General features: G+C 42.7%; 21 protein-coding genes and 2 pseudogenes. 13 read left to right on the top strand and 10 right to left on the bottom strand.

The genetic code is table 11. The features are described from left to right. Nucleotides 1-577: 577 nt before the first annotated feature. On the bottom strand, nt 578-1,114 hold the full coding sequence (locus DP116_RS09225; protein ID WP_211173176.1) for a vWA domain-containing protein: 537 nt from the start codon (nt 1,112-1,114) through the stop codon (nt 578-580). Here DP116_RS09225 and DP116_RS09220 point away from each other — a divergent pair. Beyond that, the gene (locus DP116_RS09220) at nt 1,080-1,622 is read left to right on the top strand and encodes an IS630 family transposase (RefSeq protein ID WP_169154910.1); all 543 of its coding nucleotides are present in this window, start codon (nt 1,080-1,082) and stop codon (nt 1,620-1,622) included. The genes DP116_RS09225 and DP116_RS09220 overlap by 35 nt on opposite strands. A 436-nt stretch (nt 1,623-2,058) precedes the next feature. Here the strand turns inward: DP116_RS09220 and DP116_RS09215 are convergent, their stop codons facing one another. Beyond that, entirely contained in the window at nt 2,059-2,436 is a 378-nt protein-coding gene (locus tag DP116_RS09215) for a helix-turn-helix domain-containing protein (RefSeq protein ID WP_169154909.1), read from the bottom strand. 61 nt (nt 2,437-2,497) lie between these two features. On the opposite strand from DP116_RS09215, the gene DP116_RS29135 reads away from it, so the two are divergent. From DP116_RS29135 to DP116_RS09190, 4 genes and pseudogenes are all read left to right on the top strand, one after another. Beyond that, on the top strand, nt 2,498-3,205 hold the full coding sequence (locus DP116_RS29135; RefSeq protein ID WP_339381409.1) for a S8 family serine peptidase: 708 nt from the start codon (nt 2,498-2,500) through the stop codon (nt 3,203-3,205). A gap of 21 nt (nt 3,206-3,226) precedes the next feature. Beyond that, a pseudogene (locus tag DP116_RS29130) lies at nt 3,227-3,885 on the top strand (transposase family protein); the annotation flags it as partial. 149 nt (nt 3,886-4,034) lie between these two features. Continuing rightward, nucleotides 4,035-4,514 carry a transposase gene (locus DP116_RS09195; protein ID WP_169154906.1) on the top strand — a complete coding sequence of 160 codons (480 nt, stop codon included), beginning with the start codon at nt 4,035-4,037 and terminating at the stop codon, nt 4,512-4,514. Next, a pseudogene (locus DP116_RS09190) lies at nt 4,504-5,061 on the top strand (cyanobactin maturation protease PatG family protein); the annotation flags it as partial. The gene DP116_RS09195 and the pseudogene DP116_RS09190, both read left to right, overlap by 11 nt. A gap of 92 nt (nt 5,062-5,153) precedes the next feature. Here the strand turns inward: DP116_RS09190 and DP116_RS09185 are convergent. Next, nucleotides 5,154-7,241 (bottom strand): chromosome segregation ATPase, encoded by a 2,088-nt coding sequence (locus DP116_RS09185; protein WP_169154904.1) that lies wholly within the window; start codon nt 7,239-7,241, stop codon nt 5,154-5,156. A 175-nt stretch (nt 7,242-7,416) separates the two neighbouring features. Further along, nucleotides 7,417-8,310 (bottom strand): Hsp33 family molecular chaperone HslO, encoded by an 894-nt coding sequence (gene hslO, locus DP116_RS09180; protein ID WP_169154903.1) that lies wholly within the window; start codon nt 8,308-8,310, stop codon nt 7,417-7,419. Between the two features lie 944 nt (nt 8,311-9,254). Here hslO and DP116_RS09175 point away from each other — a divergent pair. Beyond that, entirely contained in the window at nt 9,255-9,641 is a 387-nt protein-coding gene (locus DP116_RS09175; protein WP_169154902.1) for a hypothetical protein, read from the top strand. A gap of 56 nt (nt 9,642-9,697) precedes the next feature. Here DP116_RS09175 and DP116_RS09170 read toward each other — a convergent pair whose 3' ends face one another. After that, complete coding sequence (locus DP116_RS09170; RefSeq protein ID WP_169154901.1) at nt 9,698-10,915, bottom strand: HhoA/HhoB/HtrA family serine endopeptidase; 1,218 nt, start codon at nt 10,913-10,915, stop codon at nt 9,698-9,700. 292 nt (nt 10,916-11,207) lie between these two features. On the opposite strand from DP116_RS09170, the gene DP116_RS09165 reads away from it, so the two are divergent. From DP116_RS09165 to DP116_RS09155, 3 genes are all read left to right on the top strand, one after another. Further along, a complete protein-coding gene (locus tag DP116_RS09165) occupies nt 11,208-11,609 on the top strand; it encodes a metal-sensing transcriptional repressor (protein ID WP_169154900.1) in 402 nt (133 codons plus the stop codon). Nucleotides 11,610-12,338: 729 nt separating this feature from the next. Further along, on the top strand, nt 12,339-13,145 hold the full coding sequence (menH, locus tag DP116_RS09160) for a 2-succinyl-6-hydroxy-2,4-cyclohexadiene-1-carboxylate synthase (protein WP_169154899.1): 807 nt from the start codon (nt 12,339-12,341) through the stop codon (nt 13,143-13,145). A 170-nt stretch (nt 13,146-13,315) separates the two neighbouring features. Next, the gene (locus DP116_RS09155; RefSeq protein ID WP_169154898.1) at nt 13,316-14,365 is read left to right on the top strand and encodes a 3-deoxy-7-phosphoheptulonate synthase; all 1,050 of its coding nucleotides are present in this window, start codon (nt 13,316-13,318) and stop codon (nt 14,363-14,365) included. A 95-nt stretch (nt 14,366-14,460) separates the two neighbouring features. On the opposite strand, the gene DP116_RS09150 is transcribed toward DP116_RS09155, so the two are convergent. Both DP116_RS09150 and DP116_RS09145 read right to left on the bottom strand, forming a co-directional pair. After that, complete coding sequence (locus DP116_RS09150; RefSeq protein ID WP_169154911.1) at nt 14,461-15,132, bottom strand: glycoside hydrolase family 24 protein; 672 nt, start codon at nt 15,130-15,132, stop codon at nt 14,461-14,463. 286 nt (nt 15,133-15,418) lie between these two features. Next, the gene (locus DP116_RS09145; protein WP_169154897.1) at nt 15,419-16,078 is read right to left on the bottom strand and encodes an NAD(P)H-binding protein; all 660 of its coding nucleotides are present in this window, start codon (nt 16,076-16,078) and stop codon (nt 15,419-15,421) included. A gap of 190 nt (nt 16,079-16,268) precedes the next feature. Here DP116_RS09145 and DP116_RS09140 point away from each other — a divergent pair, with 190 nt between their 5' ends. Next, entirely contained in the window at nt 16,269-16,943 is a 675-nt protein-coding gene (locus DP116_RS09140) for a DUF1997 domain-containing protein (RefSeq protein ID WP_169154896.1), read from the top strand. 147 nt (nt 16,944-17,090) lie between these two features. Here DP116_RS09140 and DP116_RS09135 read toward each other — a convergent pair whose 3' ends face one another. Then, nucleotides 17,091-17,555 (bottom strand): DUF4079 domain-containing protein, encoded by a 465-nt coding sequence (locus DP116_RS09135; protein ID WP_169154895.1) that lies wholly within the window; start codon nt 17,553-17,555, stop codon nt 17,091-17,093. Nucleotides 17,556-17,852: 297 nt separating this feature from the next. Here DP116_RS09135 and DP116_RS09130 point away from each other — a divergent pair, with 297 nt between their 5' ends. The 3 genes from DP116_RS09130 to DP116_RS09120 all read left to right on the top strand — a co-directional run bounded on the left by DP116_RS09130 (nt 17,853) and on the right by DP116_RS09120 (nt 21,456). Beyond that, nucleotides 17,853-19,136 carry an ankyrin repeat domain-containing protein gene (locus DP116_RS09130; protein WP_169154894.1) on the top strand — a complete coding sequence of 428 codons (1,284 nt, stop codon included), beginning with the start codon at nt 17,853-17,855 and terminating at the stop codon, nt 19,134-19,136. A 135-nt stretch (nt 19,137-19,271) separates the two neighbouring features. Then, nucleotides 19,272-20,993 carry a hypothetical protein gene (locus tag DP116_RS09125; protein ID WP_169154893.1) on the top strand — a complete coding sequence of 574 codons (1,722 nt, stop codon included), beginning with the start codon at nt 19,272-19,274 and terminating at the stop codon, nt 20,991-20,993. 19 nt (nt 20,994-21,012) lie between these two features. Next, nucleotides 21,013-21,456, top strand: coding sequence for a cobalamin biosynthesis protein (locus tag DP116_RS09120; RefSeq protein ID WP_246275546.1), 444 nt, complete (start codon nt 21,013-21,015; stop codon nt 21,454-21,456). Here DP116_RS09120 and DP116_RS09115 read toward each other — a convergent pair. Continuing rightward, nucleotides 21,411-21,830: a universal stress protein gene (locus DP116_RS09115; RefSeq protein WP_169154891.1), complete on the bottom strand. Its 420-nt coding sequence runs from the start codon at nt 21,828-21,830 to the stop codon at nt 21,411-21,413. The genes DP116_RS09120 and DP116_RS09115 overlap by 46 nt on opposite strands. A gap of 394 nt (nt 21,831-22,224) precedes the next feature. Next, a partial coding sequence (locus DP116_RS29125; protein WP_246275545.1) for a histidinol dehydrogenase occupies nt 22,225-22,466 on the bottom strand: 242 nt, incomplete at its 5' end.

The raw sequence follows: 22,466 nt of genomic DNA, 5'->3' as shown, positions 1-22,466 counted from the left end.
CAGTCGCCACAACGGGGGGAACCCCAACGCCAGAACAAGCGTGAGGGAAACCCTCATCAAGTACTGGCTCCGCAAGGCGCTGCTCTCCGCTCCAACTTCTCTCAAAGTTCAAAATAATAACGTTTTTTTTGAATCTTGAATTTTGTTAGCGCAGCGGGGCGTAGCCCTCCTTTGAATTCCCTGTATGCGCAAAGCGCACGCCCAGAGGGCGAACGTGTAGCGTGCCCGTTCGCGCAGCGTGTCCGTAAGGACTTAGGGCGCTGACTCTCGCATCTGCTTAACGCCAAATCCGACCCCTGCGGAAGGGTATCTTTGTCTGTTTCCCTAGGATTAACAGAGCCAACCCTAAATCTGAGCCTCAAAATTTTGTCTGTATTCCAGTTAAGTGGCGCGATACGCGTAGCGTCAAGCCTCCGGCTTATCGCTTTCGTCATTTGTCGGCTGGACTGCCATCATGTAGATGGGCATATTCACTGCTGCCGTTGAGATACTGCTTTGGGGGGCAGCCACTAAATTAGCTGCTGCTAAAGAAAATAATCCTCCAGGACTAGCCAGTGAAGCAGTTGGAGCGGTAGGTTTAACCGTTGAGATCTGCGTTGATTGGGCGACAAGTGCCCCGCCAGCGATCGCTGCGAAATATAATGGCACCACAGGAATCAACTGTCCCGTTTCCTCTACCCTCGAATCGCTGGACACACAAATAATTTTGGTGTTGAGGGGTAGTATCTCTATTTCTAGTCGAGCAAATAACGGTTTTCAGAATCTCAGCAAAACCACCAATAGCATTTTGATTTCTAAAACCGTGTCCGCCCGTCTCTTGTGCTAGGCGGACGTACTCAGCCGCCGTTTTGTCTTGTCCTTGGCTTTTAGATGTTCCAAAATAAGTATGGACGACAACTCCAGCATTTCTGGCTGCTTCAATAGCGCGATTAGCTGCTTCGATATCCTCTTGTTCAGTATCGCCGCCACCAACTAACGCTTCGTCACCTAAATAAAAGATCGCTCGGTTTGCACCATCTCGCCAATTAAAGTGAGTTGAAATATCCTCGACAGATCTTGCTCCGTCCTCTTGTGCGCCGTTGATACGAACGTATGCACGTTCTCTACAAGGCAAACGTGCTTACGGTGAACGCCCTTATCATCACCGCGATAATATCACTTTGATTGGAGCGATCGCTCTAACAGGCTGGATTGGAGCAATGACAATTGATGGTGGTACTAACGGTGATATTTTTCGATTTTTCATTGAAAGTATTCTAGTTCCTAACTTATGGTCTGGGGCTTGTGTTGTGATGGATAATTTACCCGCACACAAAGTTGATGGTATCCGACAGCTGATTGAAGATAAAGGAGCACGCTTGATTTATTTATCCCCTTATTCCCCCGATTTTAATCCAATTGAAAATTGTTGGTCAAAAATCAAGGAGTATTTGCGCTCGCTTGCCGCTCGTTCACGAGAAAATCTAGAAAATGGTATTACAAATGCAATGGATGCAGTCTCACTTAAAGAAATTCGTAATTGGTTTTCACACTGTTGTTACTGTACTTCACGCTCGTTGAAAACCGCTATAATTACTAAAATGAAATGCGCCATTATCAACTTGAATAATATGCAAATATAGCTGGATATTCTGCCGTAAAATGCTCTAAAAACATTGTTCATTGCATATGGTATCCAAATGCGAAAATTCAAGCATAAAGCTCTTTCCTGTCAATGGTTCTACAACTCCATACAGATGGAAGTTGTCACGTTTCCACGCTCGTCAAACCAAGTGGTTTGACGAGCGTAAGCGTGATTAATCTCCCTGTTATCGTTTGAAGACCGAACTCACCTTCCTTCTCCACACCAATAACGGACTCTACGATGTTGTTCTAATGGCGATATTAAGTATTTCTTTATTAGTTCAAGCCCGGAAGTGAAGTTTTTTTTAAAATCTTCCTCTACACCCTTGTTCTGTTTTACACTTCGTGGACGTGGTGCTTTTAATTTTGCTTTTAGTTTGTAGCGCACAACCTCATGCACAACTTTATAAGATGCTTCGATACCCTCAGACGCTCTCAACCAAGTACGGATTTCCTCATAGCTTTTAAACCCTTCTGGTTCGGAAAGCTCTTTTTTGAGTAGCGATACGCCTTTGGCGTCTGCGCTCCGCGCAATCGCACATCTACTGGAATGGTTTTTGGTCGTCCTGGACTCTTACGAAGTTCGAGCAGGCTACTTAAACCACCTTTTCTGTACAGTTTTAACCATCTATGTAACGTTATACGCCCTCTACCCAACATTACTGCCAAGTGCTGTACCGTTTCTACTTGCCTTGTTTTCAGCAAATACAGTGCCTGGATTCGTTCTTTTCCCAACCCAGTTTTTTGTTGCCTCAACAGTTCTTGGAGTTCAGCTTGTGTTTCTTTTATCTCTAATTTGAGAACTCGACACATTTTTGGTTTTTATTGAGTGATGTCTCTAGAACTATATGTATCACACTTTTAGTGAAATGGTATCACTCCAGATTTATTTGCCCGTGCTGTCAAACAATGCCAAGACAATAACATCTTAATTGTTGCACCAGGCGGTAATGATAAAGGCGAATGTTGGTGCATCCCTGCGATTATTTCTGGTGTCCTGACAGTGGGTGCAATGCGCGATGACGGACAGCCGTTTAAATTTAGCAACTACGGTGGAGATTATCAAAGTAAAGGTGTGATGGCAAATGGGGAAAATATCTTAGGCGCACAGCCAGGAACTGACGAACCCATCCGCCAACAAGGGACAAGTTGTGCTGCACCTATCGTTACGGGTATTTCTGCGTTGCTGATGAGTCTGCAATTGCAACGGGGGGAACAACCGAATGCGGAAGCGGTGCGTCAAGCGGTTTTAAATAGTGCAATTCCTTGCAACCCCGAAGAAGTGGAGGAAGCGGAACGCTGTTTGCTGGGTAAGTTGAATATACCGGGGGCTTATCAGTTACTAACTGGCGAGGCGTTAATTAGTGTTCAACCTTCTCTGGTTCCCTGGCTCAGCCAGGGAATGAACTACCTGGAGCCTCTGCCTCCGGTACTGGTAGTCGAGGCAGAGCCTCGTAACCTGCATTCCCAGCCTCAGGCTGGGAACGAGCAAAATAATCATAGTCCGTTTCAACTGAGATCTTGCACCATTCTCAACAAGCAGGGTTGCGCTGGTGGTCAAAATCTGAAAAAAAGGGCGTAGAAAGAAATTCATTGAAGGTTTATGCGAAACCTCCTTACTTACGCCCAAAGTTTAGTTTATACTCTGGTGTCCTTGATGCCTAGTCGCTACCAACAGAACAGTCTACAAACACTATTAGAACTATTTCTGCAAGCAACTGGGCGATTGCCGGAGGCGCAGCTAGCTTAACGTTACCTGAACACAGCCAGACCCTTTCAGCAAGTGCCCTCAGCCGCTTCCTTAATAAGTACCAATGGTCATGTCGTGCCGTCATCCGCGCTGTACGCAAGTCAGCGTTAGAACAAATATTGGCGGCAAAATCTGTGGGTCGCAGACCGACTCTACAAATAATACTTGATCTGACGACTTTAGAGAAGACAGGCAAGTTTAAGGGGTTGGGCAGCCTCATTAGAGTATACAACGGTAAACGGGGACTTCACTTAGTCGTACTCTACATTGCTCTAGGACGATGGCGACTACCTTGGAGCTTCCGTGTCTATCGGGGTAAGGGTCATCCTGGCTGTGTGCAACTGGGTCTGCGGCTTTTAAGTACTTTACCTAAATCCCTGACGAAACGCTACCAAGTCTTGGTATTAGTCGATACAGCCTTTGGTAGTATTGATTTCTTCAAACAAGTGCGACAGATGAAATTTCACGCTGTCGCCGGGCAAATACGAAAAACAAGTCCGGCAAGAAAAGGAAAGTATTACCCAGACACCAAAAGAGCCAGACGAAGTTATCACCAAACAGTGTTCTGAAAATACGGGTATATCCATCTAAGGAACTGCATCAAATTTGGAAATCTTGGTTAGCTGGATATCGCTGGTACTATAACGAAGCAATTGCTCTGTTGCAGTGTTTTGACGGTGTAGAAGATATATCGGCTTACACAATGGATAAGATGCTACAAGCACTGGAGAATAAGCCAAGTTGGTTAAACTTGCCAGGTCATCAACGACAAGAAGCATGTAACGATGCTTGCGATGCATTCAAGCAAGCTAAATCAGAACGCGGTTTTGCAAAGTTTAAATCTTGTAAAGCCACGAGTCAAGTTATCAAATTCAAGGTAGGAAATTACAAAAACGGTACTTGGTACTCAAAAACCACTAAAGGTTTGAAGTATCAGTCTTCACAACCTGTTCCTTACCAATGTGAATATGGTACTCAACTTGTTTACCAACGTGGGAAGTGGTTTGCATGTTTCCCCCAAGTAGTTGAATTCGTAGGAACTGGTAGTGACAGAGTTATCGCTCTTGACCCTGGCAACCGCACTTTTTTGACTGGCTACGATGGCGAGAACGTCTTAGAGATTGGAAAGGGACTATATTGAACGGGTGAGTTTTCCCGGACGGTTAACTGATAGAACCGTGGAGTTGTTTTCTGGGCAAGTGGTTCCTGTGATTACACTACCAAACATTCGGGGTATGTACGGTTGGAAAGTGAATAGCTTGGTGAGTGCAGCCGTCGAAAGTGTAACTACCCAACAAATTGATGCTAATGATGTCAGAGTCAGGCGATCTGCTGAAAGCAGCAGCGCTTCGCTATCGCTCAGTAGCTTTTTGCAAAGAGTGTACTATGATTTGCGAAACTTGGGACAAACTTCCAAAGATAGAGCGTTGAATTTTGCTGCTACTAATGCCTTTCAAGCTGCTTCCAGCTTTGCTGAGGCTGTTTCTAGAGGTATGGAACTCGACAGCATCGAAGTAGAAAAAAGTCCTTTCTGTCGCCTTGATAGCGATTGTTGGGATGTGAAACTGAAGTTTTTTGACCCGGAAAATAGCAGCAGGGCTAAAAAGGTGTATCGATTTACGATTGATGTTAGCTATATTATTCCTGTTACTTTGGGCAAAGTTCGTTCTTGGTCTGTGCGGAAATAAGGTATGGGGGAATGTCCTCCTAAAAATTAGCCAACCCTTTTTCTTCGTGGTTTGTGATTAGGTGTTGTGCATCAAAAATGCACAACACCCGATCATTGCCTTTCGATAGTCATTGGTTGCTCAGTATAAGATTCCTGTGAAGATTCTTGTCGAGATTCTTGTGGAGCTTCTTGTGGCTGAGGATTGAGATATTCCTGCCATGCTCTGATTTGTTCTCGTGCAGCACTATAGGCATCAGTTCCTCTTGGAATCAGTCTGGCTGTCTCAATAGCCCTAGGAATATTAGATTCTCCTTGAGCACGAGCTATATCCAACAATTGCTGACTCCATTGGTCAATCGCGATACTAGCATCACTGCGTAGGATGTTATTATCCGGTACTCTGTTTGCTAGCCTAATTGCCTTTGCCAAAGCTTCCGGAGTTCCGGTGACTGCGATTTCGCGTGCTTTGTTCCAGTTTTGTTTCGCACGAAGTTGCCCTTGCCACTCATCTATAACTGCTTGTGCTTCACCGGAAAGTGCTCGTCCTGGTCGGATTTGTTGAGCTGTTGCAATAGCAGAAGATAAATCGCCACTGTCAGCCAAGTTTTTTGCTTGGTCTAAGTAGGGCTGATCTTGAATACGTTGAATCTTTGCTGTCCAAATCCCAATTTTTCTTCGTGCTTCTGGATACAATGCACGACCTTGTCGAACTTGAGTTGCTTGTGCGATCGCCGCTTGTAGAGAGTTCACATCCTCAAGCATTGCCATCTGATCAGCACGATCCAAATACGGACGGTCTTCGATTGTCTGTATTTGAGCAACCCAACCACCAATTTCTTTTTTTGCTTCCTCTGCACGAGGGTTGCCATCAGGGATCAGTTGTGCTTCAGTGATAGCTGCTGCGAAATCGTTAACTGAACCTTGGCTAGCCAGGTATCTTGCTTTTTCTAAATGGGCGACATCTTGAATTTCTACTTGCCAGCTAGCAATAAGTTCTTGCGCTTTTTCATATTTTGGTCTTGTTGCCTGTATTTGTTGAGCTTGGGCAATTGCTGTTTCTAAACCAGCTGTTGTCCCTAACCATGCACTCCTTTGTGCTTCAGTTAAGGTAATAAAGTCCTCTATGTCCTTATTGTGTCGAGTGCTTGGGGGAATTTTTTGGGCTATCAAGATAGCTTGGTCTGGATTTCGTGCGTCCAGCTTTGCCTGTGCCAACTCCAGCATTTTCTCTCCAAATTCAGAAAGAGTTTCCTGCGCTTTCGGATAAACGTAACTATCCTGCTGAATCAATTCTGCCACCTTGATGGCTTTGAGGAGATTATCAACTGTTTTGCTTTCGGCTAAAGTTTTTGCTTTCCCTAACTGCTCACCATCTTCTCGCGCGCTGACAATCAATCGATTTAACTGGTCATATTTTGTCATCGACCAGTATTTATTATCTACACGCAACAATCTAGAAGCTAACATGAACGCTTGATGCCATTTCTCGTCGCGCATTTGGGCTTCTGCTTCAGTGTAGACACCTTCCGCAGTTGACCAGATGGATTGCCATTTGGAAATTTTTGCTTCCACTAATTGATAAGCGGATTCCTCTTTCGGTACTTGACGAGCAGTTGCGATCGCTTCGTCTAGCCGACCTGCCTGGAAACTCTGGTCTGCTAATTGCAGAATATCCCGTGACCATTCTTCTATTAAACGGTCAATTTCTGCACGAAGCGGATGATTTTTTGGCAGTTCTTTGACTAGGGTGATCGCTTGCAGAAGGTCTTTCGTCGTTTCCTTAGAAGCTGCCAACTGAGCGCAATGCAGCCGTACCGACGCACTAGCCAGGGGCCAGAAAATCGATGGGCAGTTGGGCGCAGAAGGCAGCTTGAGTAACATTCCTGTTGCCATAAAGGCAATTGCGCTAGGAACCAACGCTAACAATAAAGTCCACAACACCCAGCTTTTTGTCCACTGAGGCAATTTCCAAGAACTTTTACTGAGTGAAACTATTTTTTGCGACTCTTTGTCTAAAGACAGTAGTTCGGAATCATTTTCTTTTGAGCTGTTCACAGACTCAATCATAGAACTGGTTGCTGGCACTCCAGACCTATGTGTTTCACTAGATTCTTGCCGTCGGTATCCTCTAGTCATATTGTTGTCTGGCTCTCTTGCTTTGCCTGCTAACCAACTTTCTGGTATGTTCCGCTCTGTCATTTCTCACACCAAAATAAACAATTAACTTTAGCGATCTGTTATAGCCCCAAAGTTTTGTCCCTGCCATCGTAACTTTCCATTTGGATGAAGTTACTTCTTACATGATGATATGTCCTCCACTCATATCATGTATATCCTAGATAAAAAAGTATGTTTTTATACTTTACACCCCAGCCTAAGCTTCTGCTTGCAAATCTACAACAAGTTGAGCCAAGTCATCTCGACTTGCCTGGTAAACTGTACCACAAAAATCGCAAGTTGCTTCAGCTCCGTTATCTTTAGTAATCATATCTTGGAGTTCTGCTTCACCTAACATCTTGAGTGCTCCTAGCACCCGGTCAAAGGAGCAACCGCAATGGTAACGTAAAATCTGGGTTTCGGGAAAGATCGCAACTCCCATATCTCCCAGTAAGTCTTGAAAGATGTCTGTCAAAGATTTCCCTGCTTGCAACAAAGGAGTAAATCCTGATAACGCAGCGACTCGTGATTCCAAAGTTTCCACTAAAGCTTCGTCTCTAGCGGCTTTGGGCAAAACTTGTACTAATAATCCTCCGGCTGCTGTCACTCCGCTTGCTCCTACGAACACGCCTAAAACTACGGCTGAAGGTGTTTGTTCGGAACTGATGAGGTAATGAGCCACATCGTCCCCAATCTCACCAGAAACGAGTTCCACCGTACTAGAGTAAGGATACCCGTATCCAATATCGCGTACAACGTAAAGAAAACCTTTACCAACTGCACCACCAACATCAAGCTTACCTTTACTATTAGGAGGCAATTCAACAGATGGGTTTTCTACGTAGCCGCGTACTGTTCCATCTAGTCCTGCGTCTATCAATATACCACCTAAAGGCCCATCACCTTTGACGCGGATATTGACTCTCGCTCCAGTTCGTTTCATACTAGAAGCCATCAGCAAGCCTGCTGTCATAGTTCGGCCTAACGCGGCTGTTGCTACATAAGAAAGCTTATGTCTATTTCTTGCTTCTTCTGTTAAACGTGTGGTTATTGCACCAACTGCACGAATACCACCTTGTGCTGCAGTGGCGCGAATTAATTGATCCGCCATGAAAAAAAACCTATACCTTTAATTTCTTACCGAAATTTCCTGTGCAAAAACCAGGAAAGATAATTATCTTAGTATAACAAAACTTAACTTAACTTAAGCAGGTGGCTGATGAGTGGGTGGGAATGATGCCATCAAGCAAGTGAAACTAACAATCAAGGTGAAGTTTGTTAACGTAAACACGGATGTGGGCTAGAACAAAGAATCCCCTGTTTGAAATGCAGGGGAATGTCAAATTTTTATTTGATTTTCGTCCTTGATAAGTATGAATACAGAACCACGGGCGAGTGATAAGGTAAAACCACTATCACGGTTCGCAGTAGCTATGAGATGCTACTGGGAAAGAAAATGCGGCTTTAGTTATTGGTTATTGTTTCATTGCAGTATTGGAATGAAAAGTACTTGCCCAGGTACAAGCACACTCGGGTCATCTCCAATCACCTGCGCGATTAGCGTTGTAGATGACATTAGAAGTTGGCTTTTGGAAAGATTTGTAGACTTTTGTTGTAAACAGAAGAATCTGTATTACAAGGTCCAAATGTCCTTGATGCCGTTCCTTTTGTTAATAGATGTCGTTGAAAAGAGCTTATGCAGTTTGAAAGAAATGACTGGCTATATACAATGGGAATTTTCCGAAACTGAATATCTGCCACTTAAGCGTATAAACCGTGTTCGATTAAGTTACTTGAAAAGAAAAAAACATGAAATCAAGTGTTTTTTTATGGCAAATTAGGCATTTAACACTTAATCCTTAATGCTTAAATAACATTCTTGTTTTCAGGTGCCAGATGTCAGTCAAAATACAAATCTTTTGAAAATCCTGGACTTCGTGCCATCAAGTAGCCCCCACCATAAACGGTACTCCGTTTTGGTGGTAGGTACTTCACTGCGGTTCGTTATACTAAAAAAACACTCTTCAATCAACAAGCCACCGTAATCCTCAAACAATGTTAGGTAATTATCAACAAAGCCAAATACGTATAGAAGTGGATGCATCCTTCAGTGCAATTCGCGACAGTTTGCTGCGTCCTACAGAACTAGAAAAATGGGTGCCCACAGCTCGCTTTGCTACTGGAATGCCAGAAGAACTGCATTCTGGATTTGAGTTTACTACCCAGACAGGACCACTCTCGATTCATCATCAAGTGGATGTTGCACGTCCTAACTGCTTACGCTTGTTACTCAGTCAAGGAATAGACGGCTTTCATGAATGGTACTGGGGAGAAGGTTGGGTACAGTCTCGTCTAGAGGGAGTGACAATTTTACCGCTTTCTTTGGGACAAACTTTAAGTTTGTTGAGTTTGCGTCAGTTTCTGGTAACAAAAAAACGTTGACAAAAAACCCAGCTTCTTCAACAAGCCGGGCTTTTACAGTCTAGGATTTAAAATTTTTACGAGGGATTTTGCATTTGAGCGGTGCGTATCGATAGCTGTTGTGTCCGGTTACCTCTTTGCACTTTCAACTGCAATTGCTGACCAACACGACTAGCTTCCACAATGTCAAGCAATTGTGTGCCTTTTGTGATCGGCTGTCCATCAACCTGAAGAATCACATCTCCCGGACGTATTCCTGCTGCTGCTGCTGGTGAGTTAGGCACCACTTGCATGACTAAAACGCCATTAATTTCTGGCAATTGAATCGGAGAATTAGGGTTAGAGTTGAATTGTCTTGCCAGTTCCGGCGTTATCTCTTGCATTTGCACACCTATAAATGGGTGAGCAATTGTTTCTCCGCGTTGTAGTTTGGCTGCGACTGTTTTAGCTTTATCTATAGGGATGGCAAAGCCAATACCCGTTGCGTCACCACGAATAGCTGTGTTGATACCAATGACTTCACCTTGAGCATTCACCAGTGGTCCACCTGAGTTACCAGGGTTGATAGCGGCGTCGGTTTGAATGAAATCTAAGCGCTTGTCGGGAATGCGAACTTCGGCGCTAGAACGTCTGAGGGTGCTGATAATTCCTAGGGTAACGGTGTTATCTAATCCTAGGGGGTTACCGACTGCGATCGCCCAATCACCCACTTGTAGATTATTTGAAGAACCCAAGGGTGCGATTGGTAAATCACCACCAGCATTGATTTTAACTACCGCCAAATCAGTGACTTCATCAACGCCTTGTACTTTTCCTTCAAAGCTGCGTCCATCTTTAAGGCGGACAGTGACTTTATCAGCCTTATCGACCACATGGGCATTAGTCAGAATTAACCCACTTTTATCAATGATAAAGCCAGAACCAAGACCACGTAATTGCTCGGGAGGCAACTGCTGTGGTGAACCGTTACCAAAAAACCGTCGGAAAAAGGGATCGTCAAAGAATGGATCGGCGGCGCGTCGGGTAATTGTACGCTCAGTGTCTATCCTAACAACTGCTGGTCCAACGCGATTTACTGCTGCTGTCACAAAGCTACTGCTACCAATAGCTGCAGTGGCGGGTGATTGTCTCTGGGCGACGAGTTGTGGTGAATCACCAATCACAGAACTTGGCGCTGGTTCTGCTTGTGAGGGTGAGACTTGCAAAGTGCCAACAGTTAGCAAAACTCCCAAAATGACGGCTAACACATGAGTACTTAGTTGGCGTATAGACCGGGATCGTTTGGAAAATCGCATAACCACAACCTAATATTTCAGCTTAATTGTTGTTTCTATGGTGAAAAATCTCTCTATAGCTATTTTTACAGGTATACTTGGCAATAACTATCCATTCACGTTTGTTTCTAGTTTAATATTTCTATATTTCTGCCTAATCCTTGCAAATCAGGCATTTGTTCTTTAATTTACGAAATTTTCAAATATTTTCAAATAATATTAGTGATCCTCTTTAACACTCCATCTGTGCCCACCCCCTCCTGTATGCTCTACGGTACGATCTTATTTATTGGCAGCACCTATATGAAAACTTATGAATGGATCGAACCGATCAAGAAAACAATCCTCACCCACATCTGAGCAGGATGAGGATTTACTCTTTGACGATACAGACAAAGATCATACACAGCATATTCACAATCATGAACAGTCGGCTCATGCTCACGTTCATAGCGAAGAATCTCTGCGGCGAATAGTCAATCGGCTTTCGCGTATAGAAGGACACGTTCGTGGTATTAAGACAATGGTGCAGCAAAATAGCCCTTGTCCTGATGTTTTACTACAAATTGCTGCCGTACGGGGAGCGTTGGATCGCGTAGCACGGATTGTCTTGGATGAACATTTAACAGAGTGTATTGCAAGAGCTGCAAAAGAAGGTGATATTGAAGTTGAATTGGAACAACTTAAAGCTGCTTTGGATAGGTTTTTGCCTTAGGGGATTTTTGAAAAGTTTTATTTCATACTCAACCCAGCGACTAGAAGTCGCACCGCAGTCGCACGCCACATGCTATCTCCTCCACCAGACGCTAGGCGAACAACGGAGGACAGCGACGCACCGCAGTGGCTCCTCAAGTCGGGAAACCATGCACGGCAGACAGCGAGTGGGGGTTAAGCAAACCCTGCGGGCGGTCCAATCTTTTTGTACAGTGCGTAAGTCCTATATGTGATCAAAAAAGCCCATGTAAAGCAAATAACCAGATGACGCGTAGGGAAAATGATTGAAACCCGCACCGGCGGGCTGACCGCCACGCTGCACTGCGTTCCGCTCGCGGCGCTTCGCGGTTTGTGTAGCCAAGCTAGTGCTGCGGGCAATGCCCGACAGTCGGTGCAACATTTGTGAGCTAATTACAGATAACATTGCTTTTGTCAATTAAAAAATCTGCTGAAAAGCGAGTGAAAAATCAGGTATCAAACTAAGCTTTGTACCTAGCTTTTGCAGAAAAGTGAATGATGAGTATAAAGATTACGCGATTGCCCAAAAGGCACTGCGAACCGTGCAATCGCGAACTCAAAAACGATGTTTGATACCACAGGTTTTGGCATATTTTTCAATGATTAGGTATATTGACAAATGCGCCATAACCTTAACCTGTCACTAATGCGGTGCAACTGGCGCGCGAATGGAATTCACTAAGGCAATGTGTGTGATCAGATAGGCTAAAATATGACTCTCAGTAATTATCAGTTTCACTATTCTTTTAGTGGTCATCCAGATAAACCACTAATTCTTTTTTTACATGGATTCATGGGGAACACTCATGAATTTGATGAAGCTATCTCATTACTATCTGATGATTTTTACTGTCTGACAGTTGACCTTCCGGGACATGGAGCAACTAAAGTTTTCGGTAGTGACGAGTGTTATACAATGCCAAACACTGCCCATGCCGTAATCCACTTACTGGATGATTTAAAAATTACCAAATGCTTTTTGGTTGGTTATTCGATGGGAGGGAGATTAGCTTTATACCTAACCCTGTATTTTCCTCATCGTTTTCCTAAAACTATTTTGGAATCAGCTTCTCCTGGTTTGTTAACAGAAGTAGAACGAGCAGAACGAGTCAAACGTGATGAGCAAATAGCCAGAAAATTAGAAAGAAGTATTGACAAGAATGATTTTATAGCTTTTTTGTCCAATTGGTATAATCAACCCATTTTTGGGTCTATTAAAAATCACCCCCAATTTCACCACCTTGTAGAAGTTCGGTTGCAAAACAATCCAATTGAGTTAGCTAAATCACTGCGATTCATGGGGACTGGGTGTCAACCTTCTTTGTGGGAAAAACTGAAAGAGAATACAAACCCTATCTTTTTATTAGCAGGAGAGTATGATGAGAAGTTTGTATCTATCAATACAAACATGACTAAAATTTGTGATTTTTGCCATTTAAACATAATTAGTCATTCAGGACATAATATTCATTTTGAAAATGTCAGACTATTTGTGAAAAATGTTCTCATTTTATGGTAATAAAGCCTTTTAAAAGTATTGTTATCCACGTTTGACACCTGAAAATATCACAGTAAGTGTTAGTTACATAAAAAATATAAATCTGAAAATCAAGAATAAAGTCAGACTCTTGAGTTATACTGTATAACAAAAATCAATAGTAAATATCACAAAATCAGGAAGTGTACTTTATGGAAAACAATAAATTATCTAATACTCACATTGAAAGTTTCCAGGCTTTATTAACTCCAGATGATTTAAAATCCAAATTACCTTTAACACTTTTAGCAAAAGAGACAGTTTTAAGATACAGACAAGAAATAGAAGATATTCTAAATTTTCAAGACAGGAGAAAATTCATAGTAGTTGGTCCATGTTCTATCCACGATACAGAAGCAGCAATTGAATATTCAGAGAAACTAAAAATTCTTGCTGAGCGAGTTAAGGATAAACTGCTGCTTATCATGAGGGTATATTTTGAAAAACCAAGAACAACAGTAGGATGGAAAGGATTAATTAACGATCCTGATATGGATGATTCTTTCCACATAGAAAAAGGTTTATTAATTGCACGTAGCTTACTGCTAAAAATTGCTGAATTGGGATTACCTGTCGGTACAGAAGCACTCGATCCTATAGTACCTCAGTACATTGGTGAACTTATTACGTGGTCTGCAATTGGAGCACGCACGACCGAATCACAAACTCATCGCGAAATGGCAAGCGGACTTTCGATGCCTGTAGGTTTCAAAAACGGTACCGATGGTAACATTAATGTGGCTTTGAATGCTCTTCAATCAGCTCAGAAACCTCACCACTTTTTAGGAATAAATCAAAGCGGACAGGTGAGCATCTTTAAAACGAGAGGAAATGACTATGGTCATGTTATTTTGCGAGGCGGTAATGGTCAGCCTAACTTTGATCCAGCTAATGTCAAACTGGTGGAAGAAAAATTAAAGGAGGCAAATTTACCACCGAGAATTGTTATCGACTGTAGCCACGGCAATTCAAATAAACAATATAAATTACAGGCTTCTGTTCTGGAAAAGATTATTCAACAAATAGTAGATGGTAATACATCAATACTTGGCATGATGTTAGAATCCAATTTGTATGAAGGTCATCAACTGATTCCTCGCGAACGAGAGCGATTACAATATGGCATTTCTGTAACAGATGGGTGTATTGGTTGGGAAGAAACAGAAGAAATTATTTTGGCTGCTTACAGAAAATTAAAGTAGAAAGATTGTGTTGCAAAAAGTTTTTGAGTACAGAAAAAGTTGTTGGATGAGGTAAGGTTGTTTCATTTCCTCAAAGAGGAATGACAAGCGTCTTTTCACACTGATTTTTCAGATGCCCTTAATTCCTCTTGCAAAATTTTATGATAAATCTGTGGCAGAGACTTGCTCACAGAATTAGTTTCTATACCATATCCCAAACTTGTCCAAGTAGGAGACAACCGCCGCAAAACTTCTGGTAACCTTCCTTGACGTAGCTGTTGAGAAATATCAGTTCCCCAAAATCGAGAGTCACTTAACCAACGATAAACAACCACGTCTTGATAGTCTGGTTCAAAACTATAAGAAACCCAAAACATAAATCGTCCTGGGTTTGGGTGATAACGAGGGGATAGATTGTACCATGTAGTATTAATAATTTGATATCTACCTGCAGCTGTAGAACAATTTCCTTTGTTCGGACCTTTTACGATAGTGACGCATATCTCAGGATGACGGTTAAGGTTGTTAACATGGTGTCCACCATACAACACTGAATAAGGACGGTTGCTACTCGCTTCACTTGCTGAGATAGTTCGCATCAAAGCACGGATATAAGGATCACCCCCTTTCATGACTAAGGGAGGCTGTTTGTTGGCAAAGGTGGGATCGAGATGCGATCGCAAATCTCCAAATATCGACCACTGCAACAAACATACGAAGCCAAGAAGTGCGGCTATTGGTGCAATGAGTTGTTCAACGCCGCCTTTGCGTTCTAAGCTTTTCTTCAGAGTCCGACTCCTTAAAAATGAGCTGTTATTGTCATCAAAATATAACAACAATCTTCGACGCACTAATTCCGGAAACTCACCAGAAAATGAGTCAAAAGTCAATAGCGATTAGTGAGACAACTTGCTGCGGGAGGACAACTGGCATATCTCCTCCACGCCTAAGCACTCGTCGCACAAAGCGAACGCTTTTGCAACGTTAACACATGATTGCGTGTGCTTTGTGCATACTTAAAGGGACATCACTTATTCGACTCTTCACTTTTGACTCACAACTCAATACCAAGACTTAGGCGACGTTAGCAAAGAGTTCTCCAAAGCTTTTTGCGGGAGCATTTTCTTGAGCAACTATCTCCACAATTTTATTTTTTGCTGCTGGTTCAAACAGCGCCTCAACAGAAACCTGCGCTACTTTTTGTCGGGGAATGCTACCCTCGAACAATGTATCAGCGCTTTGCATCACGATTTGGTTGGAATTATCTTCATTCTTTAAACCACCAGGTCGCACAATTGTATAGTTCAGACCGCTTTTCTGGATGTACTCCTCGGCTTGCTTTTTCCAATATAAAATCAGCCAGAACAAGTTCAAGGGATGAAAAAACTGGGAAGCAGCCAAAGAAGAAACCAAGACAAAATGCTCAATTCCTTTAGCCTTTGCGGCATCTACCAAATTTTTAGTCCCTTCATAATCCACTTTATAAGGTCCAGTTGGATCAAAGCTTGGTTTTGCGCCAGTGGCACATAGTAGCACTGTACTATCTCCCAAAGCAGCAGACAAGCTTTCTGCCTTTAACACATCTCCCACGACCAACTCGGCATCAGCGCCTAGAATACTCCTTGCTTTTTCTACATCCCTGACTAAGGCACGAACGGGAATATTCCGCGCTATCAGCTCTTGCACTATCCGGCGACCTGTTTCACCTGTTGCCCCTGCTACTAATGCTTTCATGATAAACGCTATCCTGGAAAACTAGTATCTGTTTTTCAGTTTCCTATTTTAAAGATTCTTACACGGATTTAGATGAACCACATGACAGATGATTGAGATTCCGCCAAAATGGAAATTTAGTACGAAATGTTTTATCTACCAGCCGAATTATTAATTTAGACAAACACTCTGACTATAAAAGAACGCTTTTATGGTTTCAAAGCAGCCGGATTATCAATCCTTTGACACAACAGAAGCAATCTTATCTATGACATCGACTCAAGAAGCTGGAGACATCACCCAAGAAGCAATAGGAACGCCAACACGGTTTCACGGTCGTTATAACGACCATATGGAAATGTATGCTGCACCTGGAACTGTGGCTGAATACCTCAATAATCATGCCTCATGGTTTTCGCGCTGTGCTGATCCCATGAAGGTGGAACCATTGGGAAAAAATGGCTATGCCTTAGTCATTGGTCGTTTTGGCTCTTTTGGTTACGAAGTAGAACCAAAAATAGGTTTGGAATTATTACCTCCAGAAGAAGGAATTTATCGGATTTACACTATTCCGATTCCTGACTACCATGCTCCTGGTTATGATGTGGATTATCGAGCTGCACTACGGTTACAAGAAAATGTGGCAAATAATTCTTCCACCTGCTTAAGTAAAATGACACAGGTGGAGTGGGAATTGGATCTCAGTGTTTATATTCACTTTCCCAAGTTTATTCAGCGAATACCCAAGTCTTTAGTTCTATCTACAGGTGAACGCTTACTTAACCAAGTTGTCCGCCAAGTTTCTCGCCGCCTAACTCGTAAGGTACAGGAAGATTTTCACCAATCTTTGGGTATTCCTTTTCCTGATCATCCAAAGAAAAAATAGTCACCTCACCCACGTCCTTTGAATTTGAAAGTATGCTCCGTCGAGCATACTTTGTTTAAAGTAGCGTGCCCTTAGGGCATACATTTGAGTAGCAAGAGTCAATAGCCATTTGTTTTTTACTAATGACTAATGACTAATGACTAGTGACTATGCTTGAGTGAGAAGTCTTTGGACAATTTCGACCCCACTGAGAGCTTGCAATACAAAAAGACCTACGATTGCAAAATTCAACAGAATATGTGTTAGTCGCGCCCAATTTGCCCCTTTTTGCATAAAAGGAGACAGGGAAGCTGAGATGGCAATTAGAGTTGTCATCCCAAGTCCTATGAGTAGGTGAGGTCCAACGAACAACTTACCATTGTTGATGTAAGTCACAGCCATAGCAGCAATAGCGCCTGTTACCATCAAAGCCAAAATTATAGAGCCGATTTGGTAATGCTTAACGTTGTATTGACCTTTGATTAATTCTTTCTTTTCTTCACCTTGAGCATTTCTTGTCCGTTGGACTTGTAGTCCCAGATACGCTGCATACAAGGAAAGTAGTAATAACACCCACATGAGAATTGGGTGAATAAAGTTTAACGAAAACTTAACTGATGGTGAAAGTTCCATACCTAGTGCCCCTCTTCTTAAATCTTCATAAAAATTAGCATAACGCTTATTGGTAATGGGGAAATGGGATGATAAAGAAATGAACAAACAAAGGATAAGGGGACAAACAGAGCATCTTGTGTAAAAAAAGCACCAGGAAAATAATTTTTGAACGGCAGTTCGCACCGTCCGGGGAAAGCACGCCTAGTGGCACCCTCGGAGGGAAGCTGCCTGGAAGACGTCTAAGCCTGTGAAACTCTAGCCTCCCACTCCCTCACTGCAACGCACTGCCTCCTCTTGACTAATCACTAATGACTAATGACTAAAAATAACGATGTCTTGCTGCTATCGGCTGTGAAAAATGGTGATATAAAACAGGTGCAAGCACTGCTTAATGATGGTGCCAACGTAGATACGGGCGATCGCGATGGTACTACACCCTTGATGTTTGCTGCTCATTTCGGCTACACCGAAATTGCGCGATCGCTTCTTGATGCAGGTGCTCATCCCGACTTGAAAAGAAAGCGCTATAAGTTGACGGCTTTGATGTTAGCAGCAAGTGCTAACCAACTTGACATTGTAAAACTTTTAGTCTCTAGAGGCGCGGATGTCAACGCCACGAATGTTGATGGTAGCACTGCCTTAATGGTAGCCGCCTTAAAAGGAAACGCTGAGGTGGTGCGAGTCTTACTTGCTGCTGGTGCCAAAGTCGATGTTAAAGATAAAGATGAGGACACGGCTTTTCAATTAGCAATACGCGCTGGACATGCCGCAGTTGTCAAAGCTATACTACAAAATCATGCAAATGTCAATGCCCAAGATGAAGAAGGAGAAACGGCATTGATGATTGCGGCAGATTTGGGACATTTGGAAGTTGTGCAAGCGCTGTTAGCAGCAGGGGCTGATGTTCAGGCGAGAAATCTTGATGGTAGTACGGCTTTATCAGCAGCGGCGGCGGCGGGACATAGTGCGATCGCAGCAGAAATACTCGCTCGCGGTGCTGATGTTAACCTCCAAGATCAAGATGGGGAAACAGCCCTGCATCTTGCTGTGGTTGAAGGTTATGCCGATGTGGTAGAAGTTTTACTCAGCCAAGGAGCAAACGTAGAAATTAAGAACCATTTAGGAGATACACCGCTACTCCTGGCAGCTTTGCAGGGACACAGCCAAATTGCCGAAGCACTACTGCGTCAGGGAGCAAATCTGAAAGAGAAAAACTTGGGTGAGCAACCCTTGACGCTAGCAGTTATCCAGGGAAAGACTGAGATGGTAAGATTACTACTAGATTATGGAGCTGATGTCAATACTCAGGGAGACGACGGGAAGAGCGTTTTAATTAAGGCCGCAGAACGTAACCATCTAGGCGTGATACAGCAGCTTATAGCAAAGGGATCGAATGTGAATCTACAAGACTCAGCAGGTGCAACAGCACTGATGTGGGCAGCTTCGCGGGGTTATGAGGAAGCAGTGCAATTGTTACTGAAAGCTGGGGCAGATGTGAATATAAAAAATGAAGGTGGTTATACAGCTTTAATGCTTGCAGAGTTTAATGGGTATCGTACCGTGGTGCAAAGCCTCTTGGCAGCAGGCGCACACGAGTAAGTAGAGAAATTTTCTTCAATTTGTCTACGAGTTTTTTCTTAAAAGAGTGTTTGATAGATGTAGTTAATCTTGGTACCTCATCTGTAGAAGAAAATGAGGTCTTATGTTATACATTACTTTTGTCAAATACAGCATATGAGTCAAAACAACAATTTACAGCAAACAGATGATAGTCTGCCTTTGTGGTCTGCCGAAGATGTAGATTTGTCTAGTTTTAATGCATTGAGAAGTCCGGATGATAAGCAAGGCAAACAAGTCTTGGACATGAGGCAGTTGTTCCACAAGCAAGTCATCATAGATGATGAAACTATTCTCGATGTGGAAACAATAAAGGTTCCAGGGTTTATCGGTATTGCGGACGAACAAAAAATCACAGATCCGAATGGAAAAACCGTTTCCGGACACGAAGATATTGTGCAGTATCTTGATAAATACGGTTTACTTATCTGTACTTACCAATACAATAAAGACCGATACGGTGAAGCTATTGACCTGCGCAAACCACCTGAGGATTATGAGTTGTCAGATTTGGTAGAAATTTTTATTAAAAATGAAGGACATCATTCTGGTGCGATTGTACCTGCATTATGGAACGGTGGAAGAACAAAGGCATTTGGTAGCTTAAACGAACCAGACACTTACCATGACGGGCTATATGGACACAATGGGTTTATTGCAGTAGCCCAGCGGTTAGTTTTTCCGGAGTTTGTAACGCCACAACAGGCGCGTGGCTATACCGATAGCATGATCTGTTGGATGGCTTTAATGAACCCGTTTGTCGAATTCTCACAAAATGATTTTAATGGGAACGATCCAACTGGCGTGTGCGATCGCCCAACTCTCAAAGAATTTTTGCAAAACTGCGCCCTTGCTAGTCTCGGTTCAAAAGAGGCAATTGATTTCCTCAATAATTCACAAAATAGAGCTTATTGTGCCGAGTTTATTTATATCTGTCTAAATACTCCTGTTTACCCGTTTAACAAGCAAGGGTTGACCTTATTATTGGATGGTGATAAAGCAAAAGCAACAGAAATACTCAAAATTCGCGACAAACAAAACAGCAGAAAGAAAAATATCCTCAGCCAAACCAGCGAAAACCTCCAATTTAAAGAGTTCAACATTCAAATGCCAGTGGTACCTGAGGACTTGCCACCTCTCGACGTTCTGATGGCAACCAATGGACAACCACCTGAACTCAACAGCATTCCCTTTCCTCCTTTCACACTTTCTCAAGTACTGCGCCGTGCTTTCCGTACTCTATTGAAGCGTCAAGAAGATGTAAATAATACCAAAATTGCCAAAGCGCAAGCCCAAATGTTAGGGTACTTAGAACCCTTAATTCTGAGACAATTGGGTATTGTCACACCTCCTACGGAAGCAGAATCTGCTAATGAAGGTCAAGGTCTGATCTCTAGAATTCCTTTGGAGTTTTTCTCGGTTTCTCCTCCCCCTAATGATCCAAAAGTCAAAGCTGTTCGCGAGTTCATTGCTTTTGTACAACAACAACTACAACGTAAGTTCGACAGTTATGAAGAATTTGACTTGAATTTTGACCAAGTGATGGCAAAAGCAGATGAGTTGATAGGTAAAGATGGTGTCACTTATTTTATCCCGCCGCGTATTTACGTTGATTTGGGACAAAATGATCGTGATAACAATTTACCCAAAGGTTGGGGCTTCAAGCTAGAAACTCTTGGGGCACTGATTTATCGGGGATTTATTAGAGTAACTGGTTTGAGTTCTTTGCCATCTGATGGAGGTGCTGATCCTGTAACTAACACGCCGTCACATGAGACAAATAATCAACAAAGTAGCAAGCAACCACCGGGTTCTGTGGGTGGGAATAGGATGCACTAGGGGAACTTCACGACAGTTGATGGAAAGGGCTATTGGGCAAGTTTTTAGAGAAAATCAACTGGCGGAAAGTGCAATTGCAGGTTTTGCGACTATTAATAGTAAATCTCAAGAATTGGGTTTATTGGAACTTTGCCAGCACCAAAATTTGTTTTTAAAAACCTTTCCGCCTGATGTTCTGAGTCAAATCTCTGTCCCTAACCCATCTCAAGTGGTTGGAAAAAAAGTAAGAACCTGTAGCGTGGCAGAGGCAGCTGCTTTGTGTGCAGCCTCTGATTTCACCTGCCTGGAGTCTTCCCAGAATAAGGTAATTACCCTAGAATTAGAGGTAAGATTAATCGTTCCTAAACAAATTTTCAGTTTAGAGGGGCTACCAGGAATGGTAACAATCGCTGTTGCCCAAGCGCCTATCTTAGATTCTTACTTGACGACTAACACAGAACAATTGGCATCTTCCACCACTTGAGAACTCACAGAACCGTGGACAATTCGGTTCATACCAGTTAACCCGCGACTGCCAATAATAATTAAATCAGCTTTGTAAATATTTGCAAGGCGAATAATCTCTTCTGCTGGGTTACCAGTGACAAGTTCTATATTGCTTTCAACTGGTAATAGTGTCTGGTAAGATTGAAGCTGTTTTTCAATATGGAAATAAGAAAATGTTGATGACTCTGGGTGAGGACGATCAGCTGGTAGTTCCATCTCTGACTCTGATGGAGAAAACACATGGCAGAGAATAACTTTGCTGTCTTTTACCAGAACCAGTTCTTGTAAAGTCTGAATGACTCTGTCTGCAAGTTCGGAATCATCCAGAGCAACCAAAATAGTCTTTAGCACCGATGTCCTCTCCACAAGAGTAGACTTTTTACTTGACTTTCTCCGACTATCTGTTAATTATATCTTTGTTAACAATCTTGAAACTGTAATTTTATACGGCTCATCAAGATTGACTTTTCAGCCTTGTTTGACAAATCGCCCCTTACCTTTATTATTGAGATTTACTTGCAAAGGTATAAGGGTTAGATTGTTCATGAGCGATTACTGTCACTTTTGTTGAGAAAGATCCGAGTCATGGATAGCCTTATAAGTCAAGGATGAAATAAGTTAATGGCTACACTCACTATATCCAAGCTGTGGACATAATTTTGTATAGCCTTAAACCTTCAGTTTGAACCCATAGGCTGAGTTTTGGGTAATGTCTAAGGAAAAAATTAATAATTCAAATTCAAAATTACTCTTGCGTTTGGACTCGGCGTCTGACAGAATCAGCATGAGAAGGTAAACCTTCCGCTGTTGCCAGTACATCAATTGCACCAGCCACGTTTTCCAGTGCAGTCTGAGAGTATTGAATAATACTAGAGTGTTTCATGAATGTTTCCACTCCCAATGCTGAGGCATAACGAGCAGCACCAGAAGTTGGTAAGGTGTGGTTAGGTCCAGCTAAATAATCGCCTACGGCTTCTGGTGTGGAAT

Origin of the sequence: Brasilonema bromeliae SPC951, assembly GCF_012912135.1 — a bacterium.
GTDB classification, from domain to species: domain Bacteria; phylum Cyanobacteriota; class Cyanobacteriia; order Cyanobacteriales; family Nostocaceae; genus Brasilonema; species Brasilonema bromeliae.
This window is presented reverse-complemented; position numbering and strand designations above follow the sequence as displayed.

Coding starts and splice junctions, on each gene's coding strand:
- DP116_RS09215 (WP_169154909.1), bottom strand. CDS start 2,436: ATGTGTCGAGTTCTCAAATTAGAGATAAAAGAAACACAAGCTGAACTC.
- DP116_RS09185 (WP_169154904.1), bottom strand. CDS start 7,241: ATGACAGAGCGGAACATACCAGAAAGTTGGTTAGCAGGCAAAGCAAGA.
- hslO (WP_169154903.1), bottom strand. CDS start 8,310: ATGGCGGATCAATTAATTCGCGCCACTGCAGCACAAGGTGGTATTCGT.
- DP116_RS09175 (WP_169154902.1), top strand. CDS start 9,255: ATGTTAGGTAATTATCAACAAAGCCAAATACGTATAGAAGTGGATGCA.
- DP116_RS09170 (WP_169154901.1), bottom strand. CDS start 10,915: ATGCGATTTTCCAAACGATCCCGGTCTATACGCCAACTAAGTACTCAT.
- DP116_RS09165 (WP_169154900.1), top strand. CDS start 11,208: ATGAATGGATCGAACCGATCAAGAAAACAATCCTCACCCACATCTGAG.
- menH (WP_169154899.1), top strand. CDS start 12,339: ATGACTCTCAGTAATTATCAGTTTCACTATTCTTTTAGTGGTCATCCA.
- DP116_RS09155 (WP_169154898.1), top strand. CDS start 13,316: ATGGAAAACAATAAATTATCTAATACTCACATTGAAAGTTTCCAGGCT.
- DP116_RS09145 (WP_169154897.1), bottom strand. CDS start 16,078: ATGAAAGCATTAGTAGCAGGGGCAACAGGTGAAACAGGTCGCCGGATA.
- DP116_RS09140 (WP_169154896.1), top strand. CDS start 16,269: ATGGTTTCAAAGCAGCCGGATTATCAATCCTTTGACACAACAGAAGCA.
- DP116_RS09135 (WP_169154895.1), bottom strand. CDS start 17,555: ATGGAACTTTCACCATCAGTTAAGTTTTCGTTAAACTTTATTCACCCA.
- DP116_RS09130 (WP_169154894.1), top strand. CDS start 17,853: ATGACTAAAAATAACGATGTCTTGCTGCTATCGGCTGTGAAAAATGGT.
- DP116_RS09125 (WP_169154893.1), top strand. CDS start 19,272: ATGAGTCAAAACAACAATTTACAGCAAACAGATGATAGTCTGCCTTTG.
- DP116_RS09120 (WP_246275546.1), top strand. CDS start 21,013: ATGGAAAGGGCTATTGGGCAAGTTTTTAGAGAAAATCAACTGGCGGAA.